Source organism: Acinetobacter sp. NIPH 2699, from assembly GCF_022549355.1.
In the GTDB taxonomy this organism is placed as follows: Bacteria; Pseudomonadota; Gammaproteobacteria; order Pseudomonadales; family Moraxellaceae; genus Acinetobacter.
This window is the reverse complement of the sequence record NZ_JAKZGL010000001.1, coordinates 289516-304250: the sequence shown is the minus strand read 5'-3', so window position 1 is coordinate 304250 and position 14735 is coordinate 289516. Positions and strand designations below refer to the sequence as shown.

General features: G+C 36.5%; 18 protein-coding genes and 1 pseudogene. 13 read left to right on the top strand and 6 right to left on the bottom strand.

All coding sequences use genetic code 11. The features are described from left to right. Positions 1-140 precede the first annotated feature (140 nt). The 12 genes and pseudogenes from MMP72_RS01440 (at position 141) to MMP72_RS01385 (ending at position 10186) form a co-directional block, all read left to right on the top strand. Entirely contained in the window at positions 141-983 is an 843-nt protein-coding gene (locus MMP72_RS01440; protein ID WP_241313892.1) for a 2OG-Fe dioxygenase family protein, read from the top strand. After that, positions 980-1873 (top strand): lysine exporter LysO family protein, encoded by an 894-nt coding sequence (locus MMP72_RS01435; protein WP_241313891.1) that lies wholly within the window; start codon positions 980-982, stop codon positions 1871-1873. The genes MMP72_RS01440 and MMP72_RS01435 overlap by 4 nt, the downstream gene beginning before the upstream one ends. A 126-nt stretch (positions 1874-1999) precedes the next feature. Continuing rightward, entirely contained in the window at positions 2000-3418 is a 1419-nt protein-coding gene (locus MMP72_RS01430; RefSeq protein ID WP_241313890.1) for a hypothetical protein, read from the top strand. A 10-nt stretch (positions 3419-3428) separates the two neighbouring features. Beyond that, positions 3429-3620, top strand: coding sequence for a YHYH domain-containing protein (locus tag MMP72_RS15910; RefSeq protein ID WP_347005568.1), 192 nt, complete (start codon positions 3429-3431; stop codon positions 3618-3620). A 75-nt stretch (positions 3621-3695) separates the two neighbouring features. Continuing rightward, positions 3696-4019, top strand: coding sequence for a hypothetical protein (locus tag MMP72_RS01420; protein ID WP_241313888.1), 324 nt, complete (start codon positions 3696-3698; stop codon positions 4017-4019). Continuing rightward, a pseudogene (locus MMP72_RS01415) lies at positions 3986-5842 on the top strand (Hint domain-containing homing endonuclease); the annotation flags it as partial. The gene MMP72_RS01420 and the pseudogene MMP72_RS01415, both read left to right, overlap by 34 nt. Positions 5843-6049: 207 nt before the next feature. Continuing rightward, entirely contained in the window at positions 6050-6712 is a 663-nt protein-coding gene (locus tag MMP72_RS01410) for a phage tail protein (RefSeq protein WP_241313887.1), read from the top strand. A 179-nt stretch (positions 6713-6891) separates the two neighbouring features. After that, positions 6892-7521: a hypothetical protein gene (locus tag MMP72_RS01405; protein ID WP_241313886.1), complete on the top strand. Its 630-nt coding sequence runs from the start codon at positions 6892-6894 to the stop codon at positions 7519-7521. A 129-nt stretch (positions 7522-7650) separates the two neighbouring features. Then, positions 7651-8409 carry a hypothetical protein gene (locus MMP72_RS01400; RefSeq protein ID WP_241313885.1) on the top strand — a complete coding sequence of 253 codons (759 nt, stop codon included), beginning with the start codon at positions 7651-7653 and terminating at the stop codon, positions 8407-8409. A 35-nt stretch (positions 8410-8444) separates the two neighbouring features. Continuing rightward, positions 8445-9029 carry an amidase domain-containing protein gene (locus tag MMP72_RS01395; protein WP_241313884.1) on the top strand — a complete coding sequence of 195 codons (585 nt, stop codon included), beginning with the start codon at positions 8445-8447 and terminating at the stop codon, positions 9027-9029. A 91-nt stretch (positions 9030-9120) separates the two neighbouring features. Further along, entirely contained in the window at positions 9121-10044 is a 924-nt protein-coding gene (locus MMP72_RS01390; protein ID WP_241313883.1) for a hypothetical protein, read from the top strand. After that, entirely contained in the window at positions 10031-10186 is a 156-nt protein-coding gene (locus tag MMP72_RS01385) for a hypothetical protein (protein ID WP_241313882.1), read from the top strand. Before MMP72_RS01390 ends, MMP72_RS01385 begins: the two co-directional genes overlap by 14 nt. Positions 10187-10341: 155 nt before the next feature. Here MMP72_RS01385 and MMP72_RS01380 read toward each other — a convergent pair whose 3' ends face one another. The 5 genes from MMP72_RS01380 to MMP72_RS15870 form a co-directional block, all read right to left on the bottom strand. Continuing rightward, positions 10342-10755, bottom strand: a complete 414-nt coding sequence (locus MMP72_RS01380; protein ID WP_241313881.1) for an NF045616 family extracytoplasmic (lipo)protein — start codon at positions 10753-10755, stop codon at positions 10342-10344. 2 nt (positions 10756-10757) lie between these two features. Continuing rightward, positions 10758-11447: a zinc protease gene (locus tag MMP72_RS01375; protein ID WP_241313880.1), complete on the bottom strand. Its 690-nt coding sequence runs from the start codon at positions 11445-11447 to the stop codon at positions 10758-10760. Further along, complete coding sequence (locus MMP72_RS01370) at positions 11440-11970, bottom strand: PAAR domain-containing protein (RefSeq protein ID WP_241313879.1); 531 nt, start codon at positions 11968-11970, stop codon at positions 11440-11442. Before MMP72_RS01370 ends, MMP72_RS01375 begins: the two co-directional genes overlap by 8 nt. Before the next feature lie 96 nt (positions 11971-12066). Next, the gene (locus MMP72_RS01365; RefSeq protein ID WP_241313878.1) at positions 12067-12291 is read right to left on the bottom strand and encodes a hypothetical protein; all 225 of its coding nucleotides are present in this window, start codon (positions 12289-12291) and stop codon (positions 12067-12069) included. 55 nt (positions 12292-12346) lie between these two features. After that, complete coding sequence (locus MMP72_RS15870; RefSeq protein WP_277606295.1) at positions 12347-12472, bottom strand: hypothetical protein; 126 nt, start codon at positions 12470-12472, stop codon at positions 12347-12349. 476 nt (positions 12473-12948) lie between these two features. Between MMP72_RS15870 and MMP72_RS01360 the strand changes: the two genes are divergently transcribed. Continuing rightward, a complete protein-coding gene (locus tag MMP72_RS01360; RefSeq protein WP_241313877.1) occupies positions 12949-14163 on the top strand; it encodes an aspartate aminotransferase family protein in 1215 nt (404 codons plus the stop codon). Positions 14164-14229: 66 nt separating this feature from the next. Here MMP72_RS01360 and MMP72_RS01355 read toward each other — a convergent pair whose 3' ends face one another. After that, entirely contained in the window at positions 14230-14661 is a 432-nt protein-coding gene (locus tag MMP72_RS01355) for a CBS domain-containing protein (RefSeq protein ID WP_241313876.1), read from the bottom strand. Positions 14662-14735: the final 74 nt, after the last annotated feature.

The window sequence follows — 14735 nt, the reverse complement described above, 5'->3', positions numbered from 1 at the left end:
AATATCAAAGATATAACAAGACTTTAACAAATATTATATTTAAGTGTATAATTATGAAATTAAATTTCTTATTATTTTAATAGTTTTGAAATAATATCTTGTCAATATTTACCAAACATTAAAAAATAGAAGGGTGGTTTATGTTGATTGAGAATCTAAAAGATAAGAAACCAAGTGAAAACTATGAACATGCTATGAACCGTGGTTATGGCAATTCAGAATTGAAAAAACAATTTCAGAAGAATGGTTTTTTACAATACCAAGCATTGGAAGTTGATATTGAATCTAAGATATCTATATCCAGAGAGTTCAAGGTCTTAGAAAAAGACCCTTTTGCTCCAACAAATACACAGCGTTTTAGACGTTATGGAAATGCCTTAATTCTTCCATGGGAAAAGGAAATAAAGCCAATTTGGTTACCGACAACAGAGCGAGAAGATGGCACACAACTATCAGGATATGATCAAGGTGATAATAATCCAGAACATGGTTCAATTAGATATTTTAATGCTTTAAGTGATAATGTTAAACAGACCAAGTACTTGAATCAATTGATTGTTGAAGACTATGACTTAACATTCGGATTGAATGAATACTACTTACCTATTTATGTAGGCGTACATTTTGTTAAATTAACTTCTTCATCGAGCCAACACTTAGGAATCAGCTCTCCTAATTGTTTCCATCAGGATGGTGAACCATTCACATTTGCTCATCTTTTTTATCGAAGTAATAATATTATTGGTGGAGAAAATTTCATAGCCCATCCTAGTGAACGAAATAAGCGTTTAAGTGATGTCAATGTAGGAAATATCTACAGTCAATTCACATTAAAAAATATATCTGATAGCTTTGCTGTCCATGACCCATCAGTTTGTCATTATGTATCTCCAATTCAAAAAATTAATAGCATTGAATTAGATTTACCTGGTGAAAGATGGATGATATTGATTGATTACTCTTTAACAAAGCAAAAAATATGATAAATAACCTTATATTTTCTTTGTTCCCTATCTTGCTTTCTCTTATAGCAGGATGGGGAGCAGGACGAGTTGCAAACAAAAAAACTAGGGATATTCTAGTAGGCTATATAACTTTTTTAGTTTGGCTGCTTTTAATTTCTATAGGATTTCAATTTGGTAGTATCCTTTTTGATAAGCAATTAGGACGTACGATAATTTTTGAGTCTTTTCTCTACTCAACAATTATTACTTTCATTACTTTTATTCTCTTATTTAAAAAGGTGAAAAATACTAGTACTCATAAAAAATCAATTTATGAGATTTTGAAACCTATATTGGAGTGTGTGGTAGCAATATTAATGGTATTAATAGGTATGATTTTATATCTTATTTTACCTAGTGATTGGAATGGTGAAGCCGTTAGTAGTTTACTACTATATATTTTAATATTTTTAGTTGGAGTGGATTTATCTATAATTAAAATACAATCGTTGACAATTAATCATTTTAAAGTTCCATTGGTTACAATATGCGCACTTTTTATAGCTGCATATTTGACAACGTTTGTTTTAGATAAATCTTTTCCAGAACTTATTGTTTTAGGCAGTGGATTCGGTTGGTTCTCTCTCTCAGGTCCACTTATCGGTAAAACATTAGGAGCTGAGCAGGGAACATTTGCTCTACTTACTGATTTAATTAGAGAGTTTTACGCAATAGGATTGTTGTATCTTCTTGGGAAAAACTATCCTAATCCTGTAATTGGTGTATGTGGTGCAACAGCAATGGATTCGACACTGCCTTTTATAAAGAATAATTGTTCCCAGCTTGATGTACAAATTGCTATTTTTAGTGGTTTCATTTTAACGATATTAGCTCCATTTTTTATTATATTTTTTAGTATTTTTATTTGACATCCTCCAGTTCTTTGGGTCGCGTATGATGTCATTTAATTGATTTAGCTATGATCATTTGGAACAATCGCTAAAGCGCACACTACATAATGCCAAAATCACCCTATGTAAATAGGGTGATTTTTTATGTCAAATACAGAAAGTGGTCTTCAGTATGATGAGCTAGGCTTTTTAATCGGTCTTAAACAAACAGGCCGTGACGTTTCAAAAATTGATAAAAACGTTGAAGCAATCCACGCTGTTTTGTTGAGTTTAAAACAAGACTTGGAACGTAGCCTGTTGGCCAACTACTCACATCCAAAACCTAAGCTGAGTGCATTAGAGCAGGCACTAATTAATGCACAAATCAAACCTGTTGATGTTTCTGACTTAATCAAAGATCAAGCAAACCCTATTGTTAAGTCAACGTTGGCATTAGACCGCGCAGCTAAAACGATTGAAGATTTGATCGATGAGGCAAGTACACATAATCCTGAATCAAAACCAAAAGCTAAAATATCTCGACGTGCTATAGAGATTGATTCACCAGAAAGTGTAGTCCGTGAGTTTAGTAAAAATAGAGAACGTGATGCCAATGGACGATTTATAGGTGAAGGTGGGGCTGAAAGTAAGACATCTTTAAACAATGCAGCTCAAGTGATTAGCACGGCGATTCAGTCAACCGTGAATGCTACACCGCAAAGTATAGACCCTACTGTAGATGCAATTAGTGAAGTGGCAACAGCATTATCACCAGTGAAACGCGCTGCTAGTTTTATGCTGCGTCCGTTGACTGGGTTCATGAAGTCACGTAAGCGCAATGAGCCTATACCGAAGGAACAAGCTGATCATAATAAAAAGCAGATTAAGGCACTTGATAAGATTGCAGATAACAAAAGTGGCGGCGGTAGCTTACTAGGATTATTGAGATTCCTACCCATCGTATTATCTGCGATTGCTGGTATTGGTGGGGTAATTGCCGCAGGATTTACAGCGGCAGCCCCTATTATTGCTGCGACTGTAGGTGCCGCGGTTGCAGGTTGGTTTGCAGGAAAAGCTCTGATGAAGGGCGGGAAAAAAGCACTCGATCTAGGTAAAGAAGCTAAGAAAACAGTTATTGATACTATGAAGTTGGCATGGAAAGACACTATAAACGGCGATGTTGTGCGTAAAGATGATGCGCAATCAACGCCATTTGGGGCGGTGTCGAATAAGTCACTTTCAAGTTTTATTGGTCAAAGTGAGGGGGATTATAATTCTGTGAATCTTGGTGAAAAATACGGTTATAAAGCAAGTAAGAAAGATCTAACATTAATGACTGTTGCTCAAGTTAAGGCTATGCAAGAAAGCAGGAAGATAAATGCAGCAGGTAAATTCCAAATTATTAGGGATACTATGCCTGATGTAATTAAAGGGATGGGGTTAACTGGCAAAGAAAAATTTGATGAAGAAATGCAGGAAAGAATGGGAGCATGGCTCGCATTTAATAAACGTCCTGAGCTTGGTAATTATATTAGAGGTAAACATAATGATTTGAATAGGGCGGGAAAACCGAGTTGGAAATAGCCTTTTGAAAATGAAAATCAGAACAATATTAGCTTCCCTTTGTTTAATCGTGATAGGGGGACTATCAACTTCCAGTATTGCATATATGCCTGAATTGAATCATAGCGGTAATACCGATAAATGCGGTTGTCATAACACTCGAAGTACTGGGGAGTACCACTGTCATAATCGTAAGCAACGTGGTGGGGATTGTCCCCCGTAGCTTTATTTGGAACTTGATGATTTGGTATAGCTGAATTTATCCCAAAATGACATCAATAATTATCAGGTTGATGTCATGGGCACTTTAAATTTAACGGCAGTAAAACCCGATACGCCGTATATCAAGAAGATCAAAACAGCTTTGGAGAAAGCAACAGGCCAAACTATTCCACTCGTTGAAGTCAAAAAGGTTCAACGTAAAGGCGGTGTAAGTGTTGTACCGGTCTTTATCGTATTTGCTGGTGGACAAGAACTCACACTGTATGCTCGTGCCAGTGCGGATGTATTCAAAGCGGAATTAAATGGTAAGGAAATCATCTTATCAGGTGATTTCAGTGATGACTATCAGCAGACATTTGATAATGCAGTATCCGGCTTGACGGTAGTCGTACATCTGTAGCTTCAGGCCATGGTTGTTTTGGTAAAGGTACAAAAATTCGCTTGGCCAATGGCAAGTGGAAACGTGTCGAAAAAATAACAATAAATGACGCTGTGATGGGCACTGATGGCTTTTCACCACGTGAAGTCATAAAAGTAGTCCAAGGGTATCAAGAGCTTTATCAGTTTGAATATGAAAACGGCTCAAAGCATGTCTATAACAAATCACATATTCTCTGCTTAGTCTCACTAGAAACTAAAAAAGGCTGGAAAGCTGGCGATACCATTGAAGTTTTGGTATCGAAATATCTTGAGTGGCCCGAAGAAACAAAACGTCAATTTGCTGCATACGAGTTAAAACATAGAAAATTCCAGCCTGTAAAAATCAATAATGTCACTGCTTTGGGTGAAGGTGACTATTACGGATTTGTGCTGGATGGTGATGCAACATTTCTCACCGCTGATGGCATGGTTCATCACAATACTGGTAAGACTGCATCGGCGGGTATTGTTGCTCTATGGCATCTTTTATTCTTTGATGAATCAATCACTATGTTTACTGCCCCTCAAATTGGGCAGCTAAAGAAACAAGTCTGGAAAGAAATCAGTATAAACCTGTCAAGGTTAAAAGCTGGGCCTCTGGCTTGGCTTGCTGATTATGTCGGCTATCAATCTGAATTGGTGTATATCAAAGGCTACAAGGAAAAGTGGTATGTCTTTGCTAAAACAGCACCAAAACACCAACCAACAAACCTAGCAGGGAACCATGCAGATAATTACTTGCTTTGGGGTGATGAGGCAAGTGGTATTCCTGATGAGGTAATGGACGTTGTTCTTGGTGCATTAACTCATGAAGACAACAGAGCTGTTTTAACTTCACAGCCAACTCGGAATGCTGGTCTATTCTATGAGACACATCACAAGCTAAGTCATCGGGCTGGTGGTATTTGGATTGCATTAACGTTCAATGGTGAAGAATCTCCATTAGTCAGTAAACAGTCATTAGAAGAACAACGTCAAAAATACGGTAGTCGTGACGATCCGCAGTATCAAATACGCGTACTTGGACAATTCCCTGACCGGGCGGATGAATTCCTCATTACCAAGCGTAATGCGGATGACATGTATGTTGGCTCTTCAATTTTTGAAGATCATATTTTTGGATATGTCATCACTGTTGATGTGGGCGGTGGTGTTGGGCGCGATGATTCTGTAATCGCAGTTTCAAAAGTTTGGGGCGAAGCACAATGGGGTGATCGTGCTCGTCGTGTAGAAGTTGCTGATGTACCACTTTGTAAGAACAGAGATGATATTACAGAACTATTTGCCAAGATTAATGAATGCATCTTGAAATATCCTAACGCGACTCTGGTTGTTGATGATAACGGTGCTGGTAAAGGCTTAGGACAACTTTTAAAGAAAAATGGTATCTGGTATATGCCTGTTTATTGGGGTGGTGCTTGCTTCAATAATGATAATCGAAAAGAGTATGTGAATAAGCGTGCATTGGCATACGTGGGGCTTGGTCGTGCGATTTCTCAAGGTCGTTTTAAAATAAAAACTAAAAAGTTCAAAGTGAAGATTCAAGATCAGATAATTAAAATCCCATATACATTTGACGAACACAGTCGCTATAAAATTTTGAGCAAAGACGAAATGAAACGAATAGGAATTAAATCACCCGATTTAGGTGACGCATTTGCATTCTTATTCTTAGAAAATGTGTTCTATACCGAAGCATACGAAAGTGTTGTGATTGCTGATGATAGCCCAGAAGCTCAGGAACAAGCCGAACGTAAATCAAGGTTTGATCAACTAAAACAAGCAGCTAAAGCACTTGAGTGATTGGAACTGATCAAAAAACTCAAGTTATTGAAATACCAAAATAGCCATAGTGGACAAATGGGTGAACTATGGCTATTCAATTTTATTTAACAAATGCGGGGCGTAATGCAGCGTTAGATGCGAGTGCTCAGGGCGTAAAAGTTATTTTAGATCAGATAGCTGTCGGTACAGCTAAATATAATGCTGAAACAAATGCGGCAGCAATGAATGACAGGATTGGTTGCAGAATTATCGCGCTATCAACTGAATGGCGGTGGTGTACAAGGAAATACGATCCGTTTTTCAGTTGTTTTAAGTGCTGCTATATCAGCAGAATTGTTTGAGGTAGGTTTATATCTAAAAAATGGGACTTTATTTGCAGTCGCAAGTACAACTGATAATACGCCATTGTTGCGTTTTGAAAATGGAATCTCAACAGTCATAACATTAGGTGTTGGGCTTGCTGATTTAGAAGAAAACATTACCTTATCTATTGATCCCAATTCGCCGCTTTCTATCGTATTGATGAATGAACATTTAGCGAACCAAAATCCACATCCTCAATATATGCCCAAAGGAAAACTAAATAATACTTTAACAAGTAATGCGACTGATGAGGCATTGACGGCAGCTCAAGGTAAAAAGCTGAAAGATATGTTTGATACATTTTCAAATGGAATGAGTACAGAATTCAGCGCCACTGAAAATGGTTATAGCTATTTACCCAATGGGATTCTTATGCAGTGGGGTGAAGTAATTCTTAATGCATCGCCAAATGAGGGTAGTTCAACTGTAATTTTTCCAATTGAATTCCCAACTAAATGTCTGAATGTTACTGCAACAAGAAGTACCTCATCGGCGCATACCAGCGATGCTGATGGGGGGTATTAATAGCAACAAAAACCAAAAGTGGGATGGAAGTATCGTTACAGCGGTTTAGTTCAAATAGTAATGGGAGTCTTCGGGGTTTTTCTTGGTTCGCAATCGGAATTTAAGCATGATCAATGAATACCGTAGCAGCAGATATCTATAAATCACGTAAAGCATCAAATTCAGATGGAGAGTAAGTGATGGCACTGCATTTGAATATTTCGAAAGGTGAAAGTGCTCAAGGTGTTTGGTCTGGAATGCCAATAACAGATGCATTAAAACATTACAAACAACTATATGCTCTTGGCGTATTAACCTCCTTACATTTTGGAGTAGACCTAGAACCATTTAATCCAGAAAGTAAGATTGCTACTCATCTAGATTCGGGTGTGGGTATTCCATTGTTTGATCCTACTTATAAACTTCCTTGGCTCTGCCAAAGCATCGATCTTTCGTTATTAGATGCACAAACAGACAGTGTAAATGTTGGAGCTTTTCAGCTTAACCATATAACGGGACATGGATCGGGAGAAATTTCAATCCCATTCATTGAGACTCGAAATGCTGCAATTATGAATAGTGCAAAGGCAATTAAAGAGATTATGTTTCCCAAAGGAGAGCATGGGGGTACTCAAGCATTACCGAAAGACTACTTAATGCGAATGACGATATTCATATATGACAGACACAGTTATTCAACTCGTGTTTTCGAGGTACAACATCTAGTGGCATTACAAACGGGTAGCATTCCACTTGATGCAACGAATAGAAATGGAATTGGAATAGTTACATTAAATTTTATCAAGATGTTTCCGATGTTAACACCATGAGAATAAATAAGTTTTTAAGATAAACCCATTTTTGAAGTAATCAATTTTATAACTTATAAAAAAATATAATTTGTAAGTTCAATAAAATGTTTATATTATATCAATTGGTAAAATGAGACTTGATTTAAAATGAATAAAAACAGTAAATTAATTTTATTGATCGTTTTTATATGTATTTTTATTACTTTTATATATTGGTTGGCTCCTAAAATTCAATCAAAAGAAAATGTTGGAATTCCATTAGATAAATCATCTTTACCTGAAACTCCGTCAACTGTTTCAAATCAGTCTAATGATTCAAATTTACAAAATATTAAGATTGATAAGTTTGAACCTAAAACTATATGGAAAGATAAAACCTTAAATATCAATGGTAAAAATTTGCATTATAAGTTTGGTGAAGGTAATCCAATTGAAACAGCATTATCACCTGAAGAGTATTTACCTAAGGGCGAAAAAGATGGAATTCCTTACGTGACACCAAAAACTGAGGAAAATTTATTAAATTTCTTATCTGATGAGGATTTACCAGCTGTACTAGATAAGTGTGAAAATTACAATAGATACGAAATGCAAAAATTAAATCCTAATATTCCTGTAAATCAGCTTCCAATTCTCTTACAACCTACAGATTTTGATATAGAAAATATTCTTATAGTAGACGAAAAAACAGGTCGTAAAGAAATTAATCAACCTTTAGTGAATCAAATCAATGAATTCATGAATCTATTAAGCAATCCGTTATCTGGTACAGAATTCTCTGATAAATGTGCTGGAATTGCTTATAAAGAAAGTATTGAAAGAATTAAGAATAAATATTACGAATTCACAAAATCTTATGTAAATACAGGAGATGCATTACCAAGTGAAACTTGGACTAATAAATAATTTTAAACTTAATTTATAATTAATTGGAGTAACAAATGTTAAAAAAATCATTGATAGCGTTTTTCTCATTTTCATTAGTAAGTACTTCACTTCTTGCTGATGGGCCAAGACAATCACCTTGGAATTATTCGTCAGCATCAAATTATGCACTTCAATGGGCGCTTTCAAGAAATCCAAATTATATTAGCTTTACTAATGACTGTACTAACTTTGTTAGCCAAGCATTGAGGACAGGTGGATGGAAAGACACTGCAACTTTAATCTCAACACAAATGCATAGTTGGTTTTATAAATCTGGAACAAATTATGCTCAAACATGGTCTACTGCAAATGGTTTAAGAAACCGTGTTGCAAATGGTTATGAGCTTGGAACTACGAAATTAGGTAAAAGTTTTGCTGGTTTAGGACCTGAATATTTAAATAACCAAATTCGTGTGGGAGATATTATTCTTGCTGACTGGACTGGTGATGGTATCTATGACCACGCGATGATGGTTACTCAAGTCAGTTTTTCTGAAACTTTAGTTAGTTATCATACTACAGATAGAAAAAATTTCTCTATGGCCGATGTAGCAGCTAGTAGTCCTAATGCAAAATTTGAGGTTTATCATATTACTTAATTCGTTCTATTTGTGAATGGAACTTATTGGATTTTAATTATTTTTAAAATGCAAAAATTGCCTCAATCATAAAAAATTGAGGCATTTTTCAATGCGTAATATCGACATTTTCAAACCGCTTTATGCTCCACATGTCAGCCGTGTTGTAGAAGGCTTTGATTCAGTTATTAATAGTGGCCCTTGTTCAATTGGTTTTATTAAAGGGCAATATCGTGATCTCAATGCTATTGTGACCGAAACTGCGACAGACGATGATCAATGGCGTATCGTTAATCTCAAGGGAAAAATTAATCAAGTACCTGCATTTGATTCCATAGCCGTTTTAGGTGCTGTGGATAATGATCATGCGAGTGCTTTGGCTCAATTGCAGTTTGGGCGCATGTTTGACGCGGTTGAAGATGATGTCATTGAAACGAGTACACAAGGACTTATTCGTCATCTATCAACACCTCAATATCATAAAAACAAACAATTGACTCACCGAAATCATTTGGTTTATTTGCAAGATATCCCTTGTGGTGTTGTACCAGGTTGGGATGGTATTGAACTCATCACCCACGATGGAAAAACTGCAAACCTGCTTTTAGATATGCAGCGTCATGATGATCATTCTGGTTTGCTATCCAGTTTTGATGGATTGGCTCTATTACTTGAATCTATTGATGCTGAATATGCAGATTTTGATTCAATTATTGTTGAGTACCGCTATCTTGATAAATTGATGAGTATGTTGCATAAAGCCATGCAAACAGCATCTAAAGGTGGTGTCAAAGTCTTAAAAGTGGAACAAAGTGAAAAACCGTTTCGTCATAAAAAAGTGCTGAATATCGCCGTTTCTTATGATTTTGAAGATGGGCAAACCATAACGATTTTATTCCATAATCCAGATCGTGATGCAAAGCGAATTGCACCACAAGATACCTTATTATCTTGGAAAATCATGATGAATAATCGTGATGTCACTGGTGTTATTCAGCCGAATCAGGGAAGCAAGCAGGCGTTTGTCCACAGCTAATAGAGAAACCGTCATTAACTACACAATTACCAGCGGTGAACTACTCGAAAGTTGCACAGCAGAATATAGAAAAATGGCATCAGCAGCTGATGGACACGCGATTGATGTCCAAAGATTAGGTGATGCATGGATGACGGAGTAGTTCGTGTTAAATGCAAACGCTCACGATCTACATTGATTGTGAGCGTTTTTGTATTGTGCTTACTGTCAGGATGTTCAGCCCATACGGTCAATAGCAATGTTCATGTTGGAGTTTGTGTGAAAGCCCTCTGATGAGGGCTTTAGATTGTACATGGATTAATCACAGGTAGATTTACCAGGATCAACGTATTTAATCGATAAGTTATTGTTACGATCAATTAAGCAAACACTTGCTTGAAAGCTTTTATTTGTACTTAAAACAATATCATAAGCAACATTTTTTTCGATTTCATTGATAGGTATTAGAACACAATTTTTTTCATCTATCGGGAGAGTGGCCTTTGAATACAATTTTTCATAAGTACTTTTGAACTCTTTAGTATAGTCAATCTTACCCAAGTAAATTAAAAATGAATTATCAACACCATAATAAGTTTTAGTATTGTTCGTAAATGCACATAGATTATCTTGTTTAACGGTTATCTCTAGTGGACGTGGACCTTGGCTACATGCATTTAATAAAATACCAATAGTCAATATAAGGCTAAATTCTAAGCTCTTTCTTGTCATCTTTAGCTACTCGGTAACAATGATTTATCATGTGGATTTAGAATAAAATCCCTCAAGATTCTTTCAACATACCCTAAAAGCTTTAAACTTTGTCTATGATGAGGTCGGGAAGGATTTACATTTTGGAGGTAGCACGCATCAAACCAAAACTCAATTAAGCGTCCTTGTTGTTCAAAATTAAACTCATTAAACTTTTTACTAGAATCTCTGCCAAGTATGTCAGTGTCGTATGCTTTGAGCTCTCCACCAGAATCTGCTGATTGCACCATCGCTGTATAACCACCTTTGCATAATTGCTTTAAACCTAGCCAGCCTACAGAAGTGCCCATTTGATACTGCCAGACATGAGTCATTTCATGTATAAACCAATGTCGATTTTCTCCATTTGCTAGACTGAAATCTGGTATTTTTAAATATTCTGAGCGAGGTAACATTATTTCTCCCTCAGGCGTCATGGCATTACCTGTAGCACTATGAATAAATCCACCGATATGAAGCCATACTTTTGAGTAATCAATAGCATCTTTGAATACCAACTGACACATTTTAATTTCACCAGAAGTTAATTTCCTTTTGGTTTCAATTTTTATTTCTGTTGTTGGGGGAGATTGGGTATTTTTTAGCTTAGATAGTTTTGCACTTGCATTAGCTACTATTATTTTGGCTGATTGACTTAATGGATTCTTATCCATGCTGATGCTCCTCATAAATAATGCTAATAGTTACTTCTTCTGCACTCTTATTCGTAACTAGCTCCGTAAAACCTTGATCATCAGTCGTACCATGAATAATTTCGCCGTTTTTCTCAATTTCATAACAGATATTACTTAGAGGATTTCCTGTTAATTGATCCTTTAATTGGAATCTATGACCGAAGCTTTCTGGGTTTAGGAAGCTACTATGGTTGTCTTTAGAAGATGTTGCTGAGGATGCACTTGAATTACCACCGCCATTATCCTGAACAACTAGATTTTGTTTCGGCAGAAGCTTACAACCACAAGATAATGAATCATTAACACGTGCAGCCATTTTACCCATCACTTGCATGTGTGGATCACCAGTGATAATCGTTGCAACAGTTTGGTGTTTAGGGCAGGTTGCTTTATCACCAACACAGGCGATAGGAATACCCTCAATCAGAAAAAAGCTACTTCCTGTAATGACATTACCGCCACCTGTTGTGGGACATCCAACTACAATATAAGCTGTCGCCAAAATGAACCCTCTCGCATATTTTATTTTGGAAACATGGTAGCAAAGTGCTTAAAGTATGTACTGACTTTTATGTATTCAAATTGCAAAAGATGAGACTTACTCCATTACAACTACAAAACCTTTCAATTTCTTTTTATTCAGTATCAAATATCGATCAGCATCATCTCCATTTGAGAATTGCATTGCACCTTCTTTCTTTTCTGAAAAGACATAATTTTGATTGTACATACCGCTAACATCTGAATAATCTTGAAACTCTTCAAACAGATCGGTTTGAATGTGCAGGTAAAGATTACCTTTTTTAAGATAGTGTAGTCTCATATCTTCACCGCTTCTTCTGAGGTTTTATCACTTCAGAGGCTTCATACTGCGCAAATTAATCAAAATCAGAATCTTGACAAAAATCAGAGCTAACATCTTGCGATAGATCATCATATGACTCTTGTTGGAAGTCATCGGATGGAAACTCTTGTTGCTCAAAAGCGAATGACTTAATACCCATTTTTATCTCTTGATTATGTTACGTAATCAAGTAAGGATAATTGCGAATCAAGTTAAATTCAAATTTAAATGATTGTGGATAAACAAGGACAAGTCCAAAGTTGTCGTATTAAAAGTATACATTCATAAAAAATATTCAATGTGGAAACACTATTTCCTTTCAAATCAATGTAATTATGACAAAATACAAGATGTCAGAATGGTCAATTCATGCAGAATGACATTTAATAGTTTTGCTTTTATTTTGCAGTAATTTTGCAGTCAGTTTTTTAAATCTGCTAAAATATTATTGAAAACAATAGATTGAGAGTTTTTGCTATCTTTATAGATATATCCACATTATATACCTAAAAAAATCGCTTCGCGGGGGATTACTCAAGATTTTTCTTATATAAATGTGAGTTTACGCTTTCAATCTCGGCAAGTTTTTGCTTATATAACTTTTTTCACCACAACTAATGATAGATTGAGTTTGTTATGACAAATATTACTCTTGCGCCTGTGCAACCTGATCAACCATCACATATTATGGCAACCTATGGTCGCCAAGCGATCAGTTTTGTGCGCGGACGAGGGGCGTATTTATATACAGCAGATGGCACAGAATATTTAGATGCTTTAACGGGTATTGCTGTATGTGGCTTAGGTCATGCACACCCTGTTATTGCAGAAGCCATTGCGGAACAAGCAGCGACATTAGTCCATACCAGTAATCTATTTGAAATTCCTTGGCAAACGGCAGCAGCGCAGAAACTTGCAGAAGTTTCAGGGATGGAAGAAATCTTTTTCTCAAATAGCGGTGCAGAATCAAATGAAGGGGCAATTAAAATTGCGCGTAAATTTGGTGCGCAACAAGGTATTGCTCATCCGAAAATTATCGTTGCTGAGCAATCTTTTCATGGTCGTACCTTAGCAACGCTATCTGCGACAGGAAATAAAAAAGTTCAGGAAGGTTTTGCGCCGCTGGTTGAAGGTTTTGTTCGTGTTCCATTTGGTGATATCGAGGCAATCCAAGAAGCCGCTATTCATCATCCTGATATTGTTGCGATCTTAATTGAACCGATTCAAGGTGAGGGTGGAGTCAACACTGCACCTCAAGGTTTTAGTTACTTGGAAGAAGTACGCGCTTTATGTAATCAGCATAACTGGTTGATGATGCTAGATGAAATTCAAACGGGGAATGGGCGTACGGGCAAATACTTTGCATATCAACACACCAATATTATTCCTGATGTCATGACCACAGCAAAAGGCTTGGGCAATGGCTTTCCTGTTGGTGCTGTAATGACACAAGGTAAAGCAGTTGGTATCTTGGGTGCTGGGAGTCATGGTTCGACGTATGGTGGTACTGTGCTTGGTTCTCGTGTGGTCTATACCGTAATTGATACACTTCAACAGGAAAATGCGGTCGAAAATTCGGCAAAAGTTGGTGCGTATATTGTTGAAAAGTTACGTGAGCAACTGAATGAGCATCATGTGCAAGTGCGTGGTTTTGGAATGATGATCGGGATTCAATTGCCAAAAGACTGTGCTGAACTGGTTACGATTGCGCGGGATCAATATCAATTAATTATTAACGTCACAGCAGGTTCAGTGGTACGTTTATTACCGCCTTTAAATATGACACAACAGCAGGCAGATGAATTGCTTAAGCGTCTTATTCCTGCAATTCAAGGTTTTTTAACCACATAATTTTGAAGTAATAGTTATAAAAAATGGGCAATTCAGAATTGCCCATTTTTTTATAGAGAGGCTAAATCAGCCAGAAATATATTGTTGAAGCTGTTCAATAAGAATGCGTTGATCATCCATTGCAGCTTTAACCAAGTCTCCAATTGAAATAAAACCCACAAGTTTTTCTTGATCAAGTACAGGTAGGTGGCGTAAATGGCGATCGGTCATTAACTGTAAACACTCTTCTACAGTGTTATTGAGTCCTACAGAAATAACTTTTGACGTCATAATGTCTGCAACAAGCGTGTTGTTTGATGAGCGCTCCATCAATGCAATCTTACGAGTATAGTCACGTTCAGAAAAAATACCGATGACCTTTTCATCTTCAGCAACGACCAAAGCACCCACACCTTTGTCAGCCATAATTTTAATTGCGTCAAGTACAGTTGCATTTGGTGAAATTGTAAAAATTGATTGTACAGCTTTGTTTTTGATGACTTGAGCAACGATTGTCATTGTTTATCCACCTGTGTTGTATTGTCATTTTCATTTAACTTAACGGTATTTTTTTTAATTGCAAAGCCCTAATT